12 protein-coding genes are annotated in these 14,309 nt (G+C 64.8%); 10 read left to right on the top strand and 2 right to left on the bottom strand.

The window, feature by feature from the left end; genetic code table 11:
• Window positions 1-85: 85 nt before the first annotated feature.
• The gene (locus tag L8F45_RS11700) at window positions 86-1,783 is read right to left on the bottom strand and encodes an ATP-binding protein (protein ID WP_342363047.1); all 1,698 of its coding nucleotides are present in this window, start codon (window positions 1,781-1,783) and stop codon (window positions 86-88) included.
• Window positions 1,784-2,294: 511 nt separating this feature from the next.
• On the opposite strand from L8F45_RS11700, the gene glyA reads away from it, so the two are divergent.
• The 9 genes from glyA (at window position 2,295) to L8F45_RS11655 (ending at window position 11,623) form a co-directional block, all read left to right on the top strand.
• Complete coding sequence (gene glyA / locus L8F45_RS11695) at window positions 2,295-3,605, top strand: serine hydroxymethyltransferase (protein ID WP_342363046.1); 1,311 nt, start codon at window positions 2,295-2,297, stop codon at window positions 3,603-3,605.
• 81 nt (window positions 3,606-3,686) lie between these two features.
• Entirely contained in the window at window positions 3,687-4,169 is a 483-nt protein-coding gene (gene nrdR / locus L8F45_RS11690; protein WP_342363045.1) for a transcriptional regulator NrdR, read from the top strand.
• Between the two features lie 7 nt (window positions 4,170-4,176).
• Window positions 4,177-5,346 (top strand): bifunctional diaminohydroxyphosphoribosylaminopyrimidine deaminase/5-amino-6-(5-phosphoribosylamino)uracil reductase RibD, encoded by a 1,170-nt coding sequence (gene ribD, locus L8F45_RS11685; RefSeq protein WP_342363044.1) that lies wholly within the window; start codon window positions 4,177-4,179, stop codon window positions 5,344-5,346.
• Entirely contained in the window at window positions 5,346-5,984 is a 639-nt protein-coding gene (locus tag L8F45_RS11680) for a riboflavin synthase (protein ID WP_342363043.1), read from the top strand. Before ribD ends, L8F45_RS11680 begins: the two co-directional genes overlap by 1 nt.
• Before the next feature lie 83 nt (window positions 5,985-6,067).
• Window positions 6,068-6,565 (top strand): 6,7-dimethyl-8-ribityllumazine synthase, encoded by a 498-nt coding sequence (gene ribH / locus L8F45_RS11675; protein ID WP_342363042.1) that lies wholly within the window; start codon window positions 6,068-6,070, stop codon window positions 6,563-6,565.
• Entirely contained in the window at window positions 6,565-7,032 is a 468-nt protein-coding gene (gene nusB / locus L8F45_RS11670; RefSeq protein ID WP_342363041.1) for a transcription antitermination factor NusB, read from the top strand. Before ribH ends, nusB begins: the two co-directional genes overlap by 1 nt.
• A gap of 26 nt (window positions 7,033-7,058) precedes the next feature.
• Entirely contained in the window at window positions 7,059-8,066 is a 1,008-nt protein-coding gene (gene thiL, locus L8F45_RS11665) for a thiamine-phosphate kinase (RefSeq protein ID WP_342363040.1), read from the top strand.
• A 10-nt stretch (window positions 8,067-8,076) separates the two neighbouring features.
• On the top strand, window positions 8,077-9,288 hold the full coding sequence (locus L8F45_RS11660; protein ID WP_342363039.1) for an MFS transporter: 1,212 nt from the start codon (window positions 8,077-8,079) through the stop codon (window positions 9,286-9,288).
• 181 nt (window positions 9,289-9,469) lie between these two features.
• The gene (locus L8F45_RS11655) at window positions 9,470-11,623 is read left to right on the top strand and encodes a sodium-translocating pyrophosphatase (protein WP_342363038.1); all 2,154 of its coding nucleotides are present in this window, start codon (window positions 9,470-9,472) and stop codon (window positions 11,621-11,623) included.
• 85 nt (window positions 11,624-11,708) lie between these two features.
• Here the strand turns inward: L8F45_RS11655 and L8F45_RS11650 are convergent, their stop codons facing one another.
• The gene (locus L8F45_RS11650; RefSeq protein ID WP_342363037.1) at window positions 11,709-12,611 is read right to left on the bottom strand and encodes an alpha/beta hydrolase; all 903 of its coding nucleotides are present in this window, start codon (window positions 12,609-12,611) and stop codon (window positions 11,709-11,711) included.
• 316 nt (window positions 12,612-12,927) lie between these two features.
• Here L8F45_RS11650 and L8F45_RS11645 point away from each other — a divergent pair, with 316 nt between their 5' ends.
• The gene (locus L8F45_RS11645; protein WP_342363036.1) at window positions 12,928-14,304 is read left to right on the top strand and encodes a S41 family peptidase; all 1,377 of its coding nucleotides are present in this window, start codon (window positions 12,928-12,930) and stop codon (window positions 14,302-14,304) included.
• Window positions 14,305-14,309: the final 5 nt, after the last annotated feature.

The following is a 14,309-nucleotide window of genomic DNA, read 5'->3' as shown; positions in this document are numbered from 1 at the left end:
GCGCCCGCGTGGGGCGAACGTCGTCGAACCGCCAGCCGAAGATTTTATTCCGCCACTGAGCGAGGCGCGCAGCGCAAATCCGCGCTTACCAGCCGGCTTGCTGGGCCATGCCCCGCATGCGGTTGGCGAGATCGCGCGCGCTGAGCTCGGGCGCCAGCGCAACGGAAAGCTCATCCGCATTCAGGCTTGTCGCCGGCAGGTTCTGCCGTTCCTGCGAGGCGAAGGTCATGCGCATGGGCGTCGCGACGCCTTCGCCAAATGCGATCGCTTCGCGATTGCCGATCGCCGACAGGAAAGCGATGGTGCTTGCAGACGAGTCTGCAATGGCGCGTCGGATGATCTCCTGGTCGCGATCGTTGCCGAGGCGCATGGCGAACACGGTCGAGCACTGCGACAGGATCGTCGGATCAAGCTCGCCGGGACGCTGCGTGACGACGCCGAGATAGCAGCCATATTTACGGCCTTCCTTGGCGATGCGCGCGATGGCCTGGCGCGTCGGCAGGAAGCCGAGATTGGGGTCCTGCGGCACATAGCGATGCGCTTCTTCGCAGAGCACAAGAATCTCATAGGCGCCGCCGGACAACATTGCGAGGTCGAAGGCGACGCGCGACAGCACCGAGGCCACCGCGTTCACGACTTCCGACGGCAGGCCGGCGAGCTGGAAGACGGTGATCGGGCGCCCTTCATGCGGCAGCCGGAAAATCTTCGCGATCGTCCGCTCCATGCTGTCTTCGAATCCGGAGCCGCCGAACATGAAGCGGAAGCGCTGGTCCTTGTTGAGCGCATCGAGACGATGACGCAGCGAACGCAGTCGCGCGCGGTCATGCTGCACGTCGAGTTTGCCGATATGCTCGTCGAGAATGCCGATGAGATCGAGCATGCGATAGGGAACAGGCGTGTCGGCGGTGCTGATGACGGTCGCGTCGTTGGGGCGCTTCAGGACCGAGATCGATGCGCCGATCGCGTCATAGCTGCGGTTCTTGGCCTTCGCGAACGAGATCATGTCGCGCAGGATTTCTTGCTCTTCTTCGAGCCCGCTGCGACCGCGGAAGACGATGTCGGCAAATTCCTCGAATTTGAACATCCAGAACGGCAGTTCAAGCGTCGCCGCGTCGACCGTGATCGAAAGGTCGCTGAAGGCGTGCGCATATTCATTGTGCGGGTCGAGCACCAGCACGCGCAGGTCGGGCTTCGTCATCACAGCCCTGCGCAGGAGGAGCGACACCGCGCTCGATTTGCCGACGCCCGTCGTGCCGACGACGGCGAAGTGGCGATTGAGCATGTCATGGATGTTCACGGTCGCCGCGATCCCGTCATCCTGCGACAGCCGGCCGATCTCGACGCCGCCCCGTTCGCCAAGATCGTAGATCGCGGCGAGGTCGCTGGAGCGCGTGTGATGCGCCGGCGCGCCGAGCGGGGGGTAGCGGAGCAGACCGCGCCGGAACTTTGCGCGGCCGTGGGCGCGATCGGTGATCTCGCCGACGAGCTCGACCTTCACGAAGACGATGTTGGGCGCTTTTTCGTCCCAGCGCGCGGCCTCGGTCGACACTTCATACACGAGGCCGACGATGCGGCCGGTGTCGATCTTGATGGTGATGAGCCGCCCGATCGCCCAGAAATCCGAGGAGATCGAGGCGTCATGAGCCACAGCGCAGGAGAGCGTGGCCCGGGCGCCGTCGCACGCGATCACGCGGCCGACGAGCCTGTCCCTGGGCTGATCGATGTCGCGCTTTTCAGGAACGATCTGACGGTCGAAAATGCCTTTATGAAGCGTGGATTCCATAATCGCGTCACCCGTCCCAATCCGCCGGACAACCTGGAATCCCCTTGTTAATGGACAGTTTTGCCGGTGGGGTTTCACGCCGATTCGCAGCGACGCCCGGCCCGCGTTTGATGGATTGGTTGTCGAACTCTTGCAAAATGCGGCGGCTGGATAGGCGCATCTTCACCATGCCTTAACCATGTTGGCCTGGCGGCTCGGAACAGCGCGGGACGTTCGTCGGCTGGAACGCCGTGTCGTAAGGTCAAGTTGATCGGGCGGGCCTGACGAAAGGGCGCGTCAAAACCGCCAGACGCGGCCGGGGCAGGTAAACTTGCTGGCGGCTGTTTCGCCTGCGACTTCGGCTGAAAAGGAACAATCCTTCGCTTTCGCGCGCTTTCCCCGCCGGCGGCCCACATGCTATGCGGCGGCGCAGCAGAGCGGTCCCGAATCCCAGCACTCTCCCGGGCGATCCCCGTCCGACGAGCAAACCTCTGACGGGGCGGACGTTTTGCTGAACCTTGTGGAGCAGATCATGAGCCCGACTGAAGCGCGCGCCTCCCGGCCGCAGACTGACAGCTTCTTTCAGGCGCCGCTGTCGGGTACGGACCCCGAGATCGCGAGCGCCATTGCGCTCGAACTCGGTCGCCAGCGCGACGAGATCGAGCTCATCGCATCCGAGAATATCGTCTCCCGCGCCGTGCTGGAGGCGCAAGGCTCGGTGCTGACCAACAAGTACGCCGAGGGCTATCCCGGCAAGCGCTACTATGGCGGCTGCCAGTATGTGGACATCGTCGAGACGCTGGCGATCGAGCGCGCCAAGAAGTTGTTCGGCGCGAAGTTCGCCAACGTCCAGCCGAACTCCGGCAGCCAGATGAACCAGGCGGTGTTTCTGGCGCTCTTGAAGCCTGGCGACACCTTCATGGGCCTTGATCTCAATTCCGGCGGCCATCTCACCCACGGCTCGCCCGTGAACATGTCGGGCAAGTGGTTCAACGTCGTGAGCTATGGCGTTCGCCGCGACGACCAGCGCCTCGACATGGACGAGATCGAGAAGCTCGCCCACGAGCACAAGCCGAAGCTGATCATCGCCGGCGGCACCGCCTATTCGCGCGTATGGGATTTCCCGCGCTTCCGTCAGATCGCTGACGCCATCGGCGCTTATCTCATGGTCGACATGGCGCACTTCGCGGGCCTCGTCGCCGGCGGCGCGCATCCTTCGCCGGTGCCGCACGCCCATGTGACCACCACCACGACGCACAAGTCGCTGCGCGGTCCGCGCGGCGGCATGATCCTCTGCAATGACGAAGACATCGCCAAGAAGATCAACTCGGCGGTGTTCCCTGGCTTGCAGGGCGGCCCGCTGATGCATGTCATCGCGGCCAAAGCGGTGGCGCTGAAAGAGGCTCTCGAGCCCGAATTCAAGGTCTACGCCAGGAACATCGTCGAGAACGCCCGCGCGCTCGCCGCGACGCTGAAATCGGCCGGCTTCGATATTGTTTCGGGCGGGACGGACAACCATCTGATGCTGGTCGATCTCCGACCGAAGAACGTCAATGGCAAGCGTTCCGAGGCGTCGCTGGGTCGCGCGCATATCACCTGCAACAAGAACGGCATCCCGTTCGATCCCGAAAAGCCGTTCGTGACGTCAGGCATTCGCCTGGGGACGCCGGCGGGCACGACGCGGGGCTTCGGCATCGTTGAATTCCAGAAGATCGGCGAATTGATCGCCGAAACGCTGGAAGGCCTGTCGAAGGCGAATGCGGACGAGAACAACGCCGAGGTCGAGGCGGCGGTGCGCGGCAAGGTGAAGGAATTGACGGACAGGTTCCCGCTCTACGCCTGAGCGTTCCGCGGGCGTCGACGTCGCCGAAACATTTTGTGCGAGCGGATCTGTTCGTCCGCTCGCTGCGGATGAAGGACTATTATGCGCTGCCCCTATTGCGGAAGCGTCGATACGCAGGTGAAGGATTCGCGTCCGACGGATGACTCTTCAGCCATCCGTCGCCGTCGCGTGTGCGACGCCTGCGGCGGCCGCTTCACCACGTTCGAGCGCGTGCAGCTTCGTGAATTGACGATAGTCAAGAAATCGGGCCGGCGTACGCTCTTCGATCGCGACAAGCTCACGGCCTCCATCAAGGTCGCCCTGCGCAAGCGTCCCGTCGATGAGGAGAAGATCGAGCGCATGATCAATGGCGTCGTGCGCCAGCTTGAAAGTCTGGGCGAGTCCGACATTCCCAGCGTCAAGGTTGGCGAGCTGGTGATGGAAGGGCTCAAACATCTCGACGATGTCGCCTATGTCCGCTTCGCCTCGGTCTATCGCGATTTCCGTGAGACGCGCGATTTCGCCGACTTCATCGGCGAGTTGAACGCGGACGACGCTCCGCCGCCGCAGCGCGCCAAGAAGTGATGTCGCCATGAGCGTCTGGACGCCGGATCGCCAGTCGCGCGTTTTGAGCGAGGAGCAGCGCGCGCTCGATGAGCATTATATGCGCGAGGCGCTGGCGCTTGGTGAGCAAGGGCTTGGAACGACCTGGCCTAATCCGAGCGTTGGCGCGGTCATTGTGCGCGAAACGCCCGAGGGGCCTCGCATTGTCGGGACCGGATTTACGCAGCCCGGAGGCCGGCCTCATGGCGAGCCGGTTGCGCTCGACGCCGCGGGATACGCGGCGGTCGGCGCGACAATGTATGTGACTCTCGAACCTTGCGCCCATCGTTCCGTGCGTGGTGCGACGCCGTGCGTGGAACGCACTTTTCTTGCAGGTATCAAGCGTGCGGTCGTCGCCATCGAGGACCCGAACATCCATATCGCCGGATTGGGCGTTGCGCTTCTGCGCAGCATGGGCGTCAGCGTCACGACGGGCGTGCTGCGCGAAGAAGCCGCGCGCGCCCATCGCGGCCATTTCTCGCGCGTGCGCCGCGGCCGGTCCATGGTGACGCTGAAGATCGCGCGCACATCAGACAATTATTGCGCCGGCCCCGGCGGCGCGCGCATCCAGATCAGTGGCGAGGCCGCCAGCCGCGAAGTTCATCTCATGCGCGCGCGCCATGATGCGATCATGGTCGGCGTCGGCACGGTGCTTGCCGACGATCCCATGCTGACGGTGCGCCTGGAAGGTCTGGAAAATCGATCCCCTGTCCGCGTCGTGCTCGACAGTCGTCTGCGCACGCCGATCGACTCCAGGCTCTGCCGCACGGCGCGCGACGTTCCCGTCTGGATCATCGCTGCCGAGGAGGCGCCTGTGGACGCCGAACTGGCGCTGCGCGCGACTGGCGCCGAGATCATGCGCGTCGGCCGCGGCGCGGATGGCGCGCTCGATCTCGAAGAGGCGCTGAAGCTTCTGGCGACGCGCGGGATCACGCGCGTTTTTTCCGAAGGTGGTCCTGTCGTGGGCGAACAGCTCGCATTGAAGGATCTTGTCGACGTCATGGTGGTGTCGACCTCGACGAAACGCCTGGACTCCGATGGCGTTGTCGCGATCCGCCCTGGCCTTGGCGCGCGCATCGCTGACGCCCAAATATTCAAGCAGCTCGCGACCGAGACTTTCGGCGACGATCTGTTCGAGACCTATGAGAGGCCCTTCTGATGTTCACCGGCCTGGTCAGCGACGTTGGAACGATCACCATTGCGGAAGGCGACCGCGCGTCGCTGCGCAAATTCCGGATCGAGACGCTTTACGACCCCGAGAGCATTGAGCTCGGCGCTTCGATTTCGTGCGCCGGCATCTGCCTGACTGCGGTCGATCGCGGCATGAGCGGCAACACCCATTGGTTCGAGGCCCATGCCGCGGCCGAGACTCTGTCGCGCACTCTGGCGCGCGACTGGGAAATCGGCGCGAAGATCAATCTCGAACGTTCGCTGAAGGTCGGCGATGAACTCGGCGGTCATCTCGTCACCGGCCATGTCGACGGGATCGCGGAGATCGTCAAACGCGAGGACATCACAGACGGTTCGGGGCCGTGGGGCGCGACGGCGAAATTCATTATCCGGCCGCCGCGCGAGCTGGTGCGATTCATCGCGGAGAAGGGATCGGTCTGTCTCGACGGGACCTCTCTCACGGTCAACGAAGTCGTCGACAACTGGTTTTCCGTCCTGCTGATCCCGCATACGCTTGCGGTCACGACCTGGGGTGAGCGCAGAACGGGGGACCGCGTCCATGTCGAGGTCGACCTGATGGCGCGTTACGCCGCGCGGCTTGCCGAGGCCAAGGCGAACGGTTACTGACGCGCCTTCTCGGGCCCGGCCAGGACATCGAAGCCTCCTCCGACCAGGGCCCGCATTCTTGAATTTCAGGCAGCGGAGCAATCATGGCGGGCGCGCGTCAATCAGCCTCGACCGATCTCGGACTCGTCGCCGGCGCGCGGGTGCTGATCGTCGAGGCGCGCTATTATGACGAGCTGGCCGACGAACTGCTGAAGGGGGCGCAGGCCGCGCTTGAGGCGGCCAAGGCGCGCGTCGATCTGCTGACGGTGCCCGGCGCGCTGGAAATTCCGTCGATGATCGCGATCGCCTGCGACGCCGCTGAAAAATCAGGCGATCCCATCGAAGCGGTTGTCGCTCTGGGCTGCGTCATCCGCGGTGAGACCACACACTATGAGATCGTGTCGGGCGAAAGCTCGCGCGCGCTGATGGATTTGTCGGTCGCGCGCGCCTTGCCCCTGGGGAATGGAATCCTGACCGTCGAGAACGAGGATCAGGCCTGGGCGCGCGCCCGCGTGGCCGAGCAGAACAAGGGCGGCGGCGCAGCCGACGCCGCGCTCGCTGTGCTGGCGATCAAGCGCCGTCTCGCGAAAGGCGCGCGCTGATGTCGCGCGTCGAGAAACGATCGGCGGCCCGCCTCGGAGCGGTGCAGGCGCTCTACGAACTCGAAATGTCGGGCAAGGGCGTCAACGAAGCGCTCGCTGAATTTGAATCGCATTGGCTCAACCGCGAGATCGAGGAAGTGCCCGCGCGCACCGCGGACGATGCATTCTTCCGCGATCTCGTCACCGGCTTCGTGCGCGAGCAGACGATGCTTGATCGGCGCATCGATGACGCGCTGCAGAAGGGCTGGCCGCTCAAGCGCATCGAGATGGTGCTGCGCGCGATCCTGCGCTCGGCCTCCTACGAACTTTATTTCCGGCTTGATGTGCCCGCACGCGCCGTGATCAGCGAATATGTCGATGTCGCGCACGCCTTTTATGAGCAGGACGAGGCGGGCCTGACCAACGCCGTGCTCGATGCGCTGGCGCGCGATGCGCGTCCCGACGAATTGCAGCGCCGCGCCAACTGAGCGCTTGCACGGCGGAGAGACGAAAGATGCCCTCCGCCGAAGATGATTTCATCTCACGCTATTTCGCGCCGATCGCGGGCGAGGGCGGTCTCAAACTCAAGGACGACGCCGCGCTGATCGCGCCGCCTGCCGGCTGCGAACTCGTCGTCACGACGGATGGCGTCTCGCAGGGCCGGCATTTCCTCGATGACGCGCCTGCGTCGATCGCGAGAAAGGCGCTGCGCGTCAATCTCTCCGATCTCGCGGCGAAGGGCGCCGATCCCCTCGGCTTCGTTCTGACGCTGGCGCTGCCCGCGAGCTGGGACGCTTCGACGCGCGATGCGTTCATGCGTCCCTTTGCGCAAGGGCTTGGCGAAGACGCCGCCGCCTATGGCTGTTCGCTCCTTGGCGGCGACACCATGGCGATCGACGGGCCGCTCACGCTGTCGATCACGGCCTTCGGCGCCGTCGGGAAGGGGTGCATGGTCAGGCGCACCGGCGCGCAGCCGGGCGATCTGCTCGTCGTCAGCGGCACGATCGGCGACGCGGCTCTCGGATTGAAGCTCCGACGGGCGATCGAAGGGGACCAGCGCGGCGCGACGAAGTTGCTTGGCCTCAGCGACGAACACCGGGCCTTTCTCCTCGACGCCTATCTCCATCCGCGCCCGCGCAATGTTCTCGCCCGCGCCCTGCGCGACCACGCCCATGGCGCGATGGATATCTCCGACGGCTTCATCGGCGATTTCGCGAAGATGCTGGAGGCCTCCGGCGTCGGTGGGGTCATCGACGCGACGGCCGCGCCGCTCTCGGCCGCGGGGCAGGCCGCCGTCGCGCTGGACCCCGCCTTGCAGCGCACTGCTGTGACCGGCGGAGACGACTACGAGATCGCCGCCGCGTGCTCCGTGCAAGCGTGGCCTGCGCTGGCTAAGCTTGGCGAGCAGGCGGGCGTGCCGCTAACGGTCATCGGACGCGTCGGCCAGCCCGGCGAGTCGATCATGGTGGAGCCCGCCGCTTTCGCCAGTCTCCTGTCGTCGGGCTCCTACAGCCACTTCTGAGCTTCCCTTCATGTCGATCCCCGCCACTGACGCGCTTGCCCGCCGCAACGCACGAATCTTCGCGACGGCCCAGGCGCTTGGCGGCGCGACGCATTCGATCGTCATCGCGTCCGGCGGACTCGTCGGCCAGTATCTCGCCCAGAACGACGCGCTCTCGACGCTGCCGGTCTCGATCACCCAGCTCGGCGTGGCGCTCTTCACATTGCCGGCCGCCTTCCTGGCGCGTCGTGCCGGCCGCCGCACCGCTTCCGTGGCGGGCATGCTGGTCGGGGCCGTTTGCGGCGCCCTGGCCGCCATGGCGATCATCCGCGGCTCTTTCGCAATGTTCTGCCTGTCGACCTTCCTGATCGGGTTCAACGTCGCGACCATCCAGCAATACCGCTTCGCGGCGGCGGATGCGGCGACGCCGGCCTTCAAGGCGCGAGCGATTTCCTGGGTGATGATGGGCGGCGTATTCGCCGCCGTGATTGGCCCTCAGACGGCGATCTGGACCCGCGATCTCCTGGCTCCGATCCCCTTCGCCGGCGTCTTCGTCGGCCACATCATTCTGGCGCTGATCTGCGCATTGGTCCTCACGCGACTCACTGATCTCGAGCCAGCGACGGCGAGCGCAGCGGGTTCGGGCCCGGCGCGGCCCGCAGGCGAGATCTTCCGCCAGCCCCGACTGATCGCAGCCATCGTCTGTGGCCTGATCTCCTACGGCCTCATGAGCTTCGCCATGACCGCCGCCCCGCTCGCCATCGTCGCCTGCGGCTATACGCCCGGCGAAGCCTGGCTGGGCATCCAGTGGCATGTGCTCGGCATGTTCGGCCCGAGCTTCTTCACGGGCAAGTTCATCGACCGCTACGGCAAGGAGCGCGTCACGGCCGCCGGGCTTTTGCTGCTCGCGGCCTCCGCGGCGGTCGCCCTGACCGGTCCGACCTCGCTGGCGCATTTCTGGATCGCGCTGACGCTGCTTGGAATAGGCTGGAACTTCGCCTTCATCGGCGCGACCGCCCTAGTGACCGATTGCTATCGCCCGTCCGAACGCGCTCTCGTCCAGTCGGTCAATGATTTCTCAGTATTCGGAACAGTGGCGCTGGCTTCCTTCGCATCAGGACAAATTCTCAACGCCGGCGGCTGGGCGGTCGTCAACTGGATCATGTATCCGGCGCTGGCGGTGGCGGCGGGCGCGCTCCTGATCTCACGAGTGGTGCGCGCCAAGGCCGCTGCTGCGGCCTGATCGCGCAACGCCAATCATGGTCGAAAGGCGGCGTTGCGCCGCATATCCAATTTGTTAAGAACGGCACGTCGTTGAGAACGGCGCGTCCCGGCGAAAGATCGGGCGAGAAATAACAATGCGCCTTTTGCGGCCCGGGTTCTCCGGACGCCGTTTCAGCCAATCAGGGATGCCGGAAACCATCATGTCTCTTGTCTTGATCATCATACTTGGCGCGCTTTCGATCGCCTACGGCGTCTGGGCCTATGGCGACGTGATGAAGCGCGACGCCGGCTCGCAACGCATGCAGGAGATCTCGGGCGCGGTGGCGGAAGGCGCGCAGGCCTATCTCAAGCGGCAATATACGACGATCGGCGCGGTAGGCGTCGTCCTGTTCGTGGTGATCTTCTATTTTCTCGGCGCAAAGACCGCGATCGGCTTTCTGATCGGCGCGGTGCTCTCGGGCGCCGCCGGCTTCATCGGCATGAACGTGTCGGTGCGCGCCAACGTCCGCACGGCGCAGGCGGCTATGAAATCCTTGGGCGAGGGACTCGACGTCGCCTTCAAGGCCGGCGCGGTCACCGGGCTTCTCGTGGCGGGTCTCGCGCTGCTCGGCGTGACGATCTACTACGCCATCCTGACCAACTCCATGGGCCTCGCGCCTGACAGCCGCGAAGTTATTGACGCGCTCGTGGCTCTTGGCTTTGGCGCCTCGCTGATCTCGATCTTCGCCCGTCTCGGCGGCGGCATCTTCACCAAGGGCGCCGATGTCGGCGCGGACCTTGTCGGCAAGGTCGAGGCCGGCATTCCCGAAGATGATCCGCGCAATCCGGCGACGATCGCCGATAACGTCGGCGACAATGTCGGCGACTGCGCCGGCATGGCCGCTGATCTCTTCGAGACCTACGCCGTGACTCTGGTCGCGACCATGGTTCTCGCGGCGATCTTCTTTGCGGGCCAGCCGACGCTTGGCGCGATGATGCTCTATCCGCTCGCCATCGGCGGCGCCTGCATCGTGACGTCGATCATCGGCACCTTCTTCGTGAAGCTTGGCGCGAACCAATCGATCATGGGCGCGCTCTACAAAGGCTTCATCGGCGCCGGCGTGCTGTCGGTCGTCGCCGTCGCGATCGTGAACTACTGGATCCTCGGCGGCTTCGGCGCGAGCTTCACGACCAAGGCCGGCGTCACGTTCACCTCCTTGTCGTTGTTCTGGTGCGCGGTGACGGGCCTCGCGGTGACGGCGCTGATCGTCGTCATCACCGAATATTACACCGGCACGGGCAAGCGCCCGGTCGTCTCGATCGCGCAGGCGTCGGTGACGGGCCATGGCACGAACGTCATCCAGGGCCTTGCAGTGTCGCTTGAGGCGACGGCGTTGCCGACGGTCGTGATCGTGGCCGGCATCATCGTCAGCTACAATCTCGCCGGCCTCTTCGGCATCGCGATCGCGACCACCGCAATGCTGGCGCTCGCCGGCGTGGTTGTCGCTCTCGACGCCTTCGGCCCGGTGACTGACAACGCTGGCGGCATCGCGGAAATGGCCGGTCTGCCGAAGGAAGTGCGTCACTCCACCGACGCGCTCGATGCGGTTGGCAACACGACGAAGGCCGTCACCAAGGGCTATGCGATCGGCTCCGCCGGTCTTGGCGCGTTGGTGCTGTTCGCGGCCTATACTTCCGACCTGAATTTCTTCACGACGGAAGCGAACAAGGCGGGCGCGACGGCCTATCAATACTTCAAGGGCGTGAACGTCGATTTCTCGCTGTCCAATCCCTACGTCGTCGTCGGCCTTCTCTTCGGCGGTCTGATCCCGTTCCTGTTCGGCGGCATGAGCATGACGGCCGTCGGCAAGGCTGCGGGCTCGGTGGTCGAAGAGGTGCGCCGGCAATTCCGCGAAAAGCCTGGCATCATGGCGGGAACCGATCGCCCTGATTATGCGCGCGCGGTCGACCTCCTGACGAAGGCGGCCATCAAGGAAATGGTTGTGCCGTCGCTGTTGCCGGTGCTCGCGCCGATCGTCACCTACTTCGTGATCTACTGGATCGCCGGCAAAAGCCAGGCCTTCTCGGCCGTTGGCGCGATGCTGCTCGGCGTGATCGTCACCGGGCTCTTCGTCGCGATCTCGATGACGTCGGGCGGCGGCGCCTGGGACAACGCGAAGAAGAGCTTCGAGGACGGCTTCGTCGACAAGGACGGCGTCAAGCATCTCAAGGGCTCTGACGCGCACAAGGCGTCGGTGACCGGCGACACCGTCGGTGACCCCTACAAGGACACCGCGGGTCCCGCGGTCAATCCGGCGATCAAGATCACCAACATCATCGCGCTTTTGCTGCTTGCTGCGCTCGCGCATCTCTGAGCGGAAAGCGGATCAAACTAAAAAACGCCCGGGACTCGCCCGGGCGTTTTGCTATGGCGCGGCGCGCTGACGAAACCGCGGGACATCACGCGTGGCCCGCAGCGAGATGTTCAAGGAACCAATCGCGTTGCGCCTTGCAGTTCGGCGTAAGCAAAGGCTCGCGATAGGCGTCGAAATGGCCGCACTCAAATTTCAGCAATTTCTTCGGCGATGAGGCGCGATCGAACGCTTCGAGCGTCAGCTTCGTCGGCAGCAGCGCGTCGCGCGTCGCGACCGTGATCATCAGCGGCGTCGGCGCGACGCGATGGATATAGTCGCCCGGCTCATACTCCGCGATCATTTCGGCGCTCCGCAGCGTGACTTCGTTGCGCCAGTTGGGAGCGCGCCGGGCGAGATCGAGAAAGAAGTCGGCGCTGTCAGATGTCGGCAGCGCGCAGAGGCCGCCGGGAGCCGTTGCGACCACGGGGATCATCGTCGGCTTCTCGCCGCGAAAACGGGCGAGGCGATCGGCGTCGCATTGCGCCCGGACCGTCGGCCCGATCTCCTTCGGCATCAATTCGGCAAGGCTGAGCGAGCCGCTGATGATCGGCGCATTGGCGACCACGCATCCGACGCGCCGGTCGATCGCCGCGACGACAATGACATGCCCGCCGGAATAGCTCGATCCCCACACGCCGATGCGCGCGGAATCGACGCAATCCAGCGCCTGCGCAAAGGTGATCGCGTCACGATAGCCGCGGATTTGCGCCCAGGGATCGATCTCGCCGCGCGGCGCGCCGTCGCTCGCGCCGAGATTGCGGTGGTCATAGACGATGACGACGAAGCCCGCGGCGCAGAAGGATTCGGCGAACGGCTCAAGACCCATCTCCTTGGTCGCGGAAAAACCGTGCGCCATCACAATGGCCGGGCGCTTGCCCGTTTGCTCAGGTCGAAACAGCCAGCCGCGCAAAGTCGCGCCGTCTGACGAAAAGGAAATATCACTTCGCATCGCAATCTCCCTGCCGCGCGGGCCTGTCGAAACTGCGCGGTCGCAGGCGGTTACACCGCGACCTCCGCGCCGGATGCGCCACGCGTTCACGAGTTCGGGAGCACGCTGATACGCCGACGCTTACGTGCGGTTGACCAAGATGCCGCCACAATTACAGGCCGCAATTCGCTGCGGCCGATGGCGCCGCGCAAGAGCATGGCGCGAAAAAGTGGGAACCGGTTTTTCGCGAGAGCCATGCTCTGAACTTTTGGAATCGATCACGTTCCCCCATTTTGATTGAATCAATCGAAATACGGGATGATCCAGGAGCCGCCTCGTGCGTCAACCTCTGCCCGTTGCATCGCTGCTTTTCGCGGCTTTTGTCTTTTGCGCCGACGGCGGCCTGCCTGCGACGGCGCGCGCCGAGCAAACGGTTGAGGCGAGCGCGTCCTCCGCGCCGGCGGACAAGGCGGAACTCGGCAAGCTGTTCGACGCCGTCATCGACACGGTCGATCGGCGCTTTGTCGATGTCGAGACCTTGAAGCGCTTGCCATGGCGCACGCGCGCCGCGGAAATCCGCGATTCCGTTCTCAATGCTGCGACGACAGCCGAGGCGGTCGAACGCATCAATGGCTTGCTGCGCGAACTCAACACGTCGCACACCGCGCTCTACACGCCTGACGACTACGAATACTACATTCTGCTCGACATCGTCGGCGGGGGCAGTGCGACCGAAGTCATTGCGCGCAAATTCTGGGGCGCTGGCCCCTATTATCCCGGCGTCGGAATTTTCACCGCGAAGGTCGGCGAGAGAAATTTCGTCGACAGCGTGATGGAAGGTTCGCCAGCCGACAAAGCGGGTCTGAAGGTCGGCGATGAGATCATTTCCGTCGATGGCCAGCCCTATACGCCGGTCGCTGCGTTTCGCGGCAAAATCGGACGCGGCGTCGCGCTTGAAATCAGGCGCGAGCGCGACGGGCCGACGCAAACGATGCAGGTCGACGTCATCCCGATCAAACCGTCAACTGCTTTCGCCGCCGCGACGCGCGCCGGCGCGCGCGTGATCGAGCGCAACGGCCGCCGCATCGGCTATGTCAGGCTCTGGTCGGTCAGCGACGCCAGAAATTTCCAGAATGCGCTTGCGGCAATTGATCCTTCGCGCGCCGAACAACCGCGCGGACGGCGGGGTGGCGGCTCCGGAAATTCACCCCAGCTCGACTCGCTCATCATCGACATGCGCGGACGGGTCGGCGGATATGTCGGGGCGGCGAGTGAAATGCTCGACATTCTCGATCGCGGCCAGAAGCCTTATTGGGGCCGGCTCGACATTTCAGGCCGTGAGGGCGATCGGCCGAACCGGCCGGATGCGGCGACGCCGCGCGCGCAGACCTTCCGCGGCCGCTCGATCATGCTCACCGATCATCACACGCGCAGCGCCGGCGAGTTGGTCGCGTTCGGCTACAAGCAGGGCGGCTTCGGACCCATCATGGGGACGCCGACCGCGGGCGCCGTGACCTCGGGCGCGGTCGAGATGATGCCCGGCGATCTTCTACTCTATGTCGCGGTCTCGACGCTGGAATTCGACGGCCGCCGCATCGAGGGCGCGGGCGTCGCGCCGGATCAGGCGATCGAACGTCCGCTCGCTTACGCCAATGGCGCCGACCCCGTCCTCGACGCAGCCGTGGAAAAACTTGGCGGCGCGCTGACGAGATAAGGCGA

Origin of the sequence: Terrirubrum flagellatum (genome assembly GCF_022059845.1) — a bacterium.
Taxonomy (GTDB): Bacteria; Pseudomonadota; Alphaproteobacteria; order Rhizobiales; family Beijerinckiaceae; genus Terrirubrum; species Terrirubrum flagellatum.
This window is presented reverse-complemented; position numbering and strand designations above follow the sequence as displayed.

Excerpts from the sequence above, each read along its gene's own strand:
- L8F45_RS11700 (WP_342363047.1), bottom strand. The coding sequence starts at position 1,783 with ATGGAATCCACGCTTCATAAAGGCATTTTCGACCGTCAGATCGTTCCT.
- L8F45_RS11660 (WP_342363039.1), top strand. The coding sequence starts at position 8,077 with ATGTCGATCCCCGCCACTGACGCGCTTGCCCGCCGCAACGCACGAATC.
- L8F45_RS11650 (WP_342363037.1), bottom strand. The coding sequence starts at position 12,611 with ATGCGAAGTGATATTTCCTTTTCGTCAGACGGCGCGACTTTGCGCGGC.
- ribH (WP_342363042.1), top strand. The coding sequence starts at position 6,068 with ATGGCGGGCGCGCGTCAATCAGCCTCGACCGATCTCGGACTCGTCGCC.
- nrdR (WP_342363045.1), top strand. The coding sequence starts at position 3,687 with ATGCGCTGCCCCTATTGCGGAAGCGTCGATACGCAGGTGAAGGATTCG.
- nusB (WP_342363041.1), top strand. The coding sequence starts at position 6,565 with ATGTCGCGCGTCGAGAAACGATCGGCGGCCCGCCTCGGAGCGGTGCAG.
- ribD (WP_342363044.1), top strand. The coding sequence starts at position 4,177 with ATGAGCGTCTGGACGCCGGATCGCCAGTCGCGCGTTTTGAGCGAGGAG.
- L8F45_RS11680 (WP_342363043.1), top strand. The coding sequence starts at position 5,346 with ATGTTCACCGGCCTGGTCAGCGACGTTGGAACGATCACCATTGCGGAA.
- thiL (WP_342363040.1), top strand. The coding sequence starts at position 7,059 with ATGCCCTCCGCCGAAGATGATTTCATCTCACGCTATTTCGCGCCGATC.
- glyA (WP_342363046.1), top strand. The coding sequence starts at position 2,295 with ATGAGCCCGACTGAAGCGCGCGCCTCCCGGCCGCAGACTGACAGCTTC.
- L8F45_RS11655 (WP_342363038.1), top strand. The coding sequence starts at position 9,470 with ATGTCTCTTGTCTTGATCATCATACTTGGCGCGCTTTCGATCGCCTAC.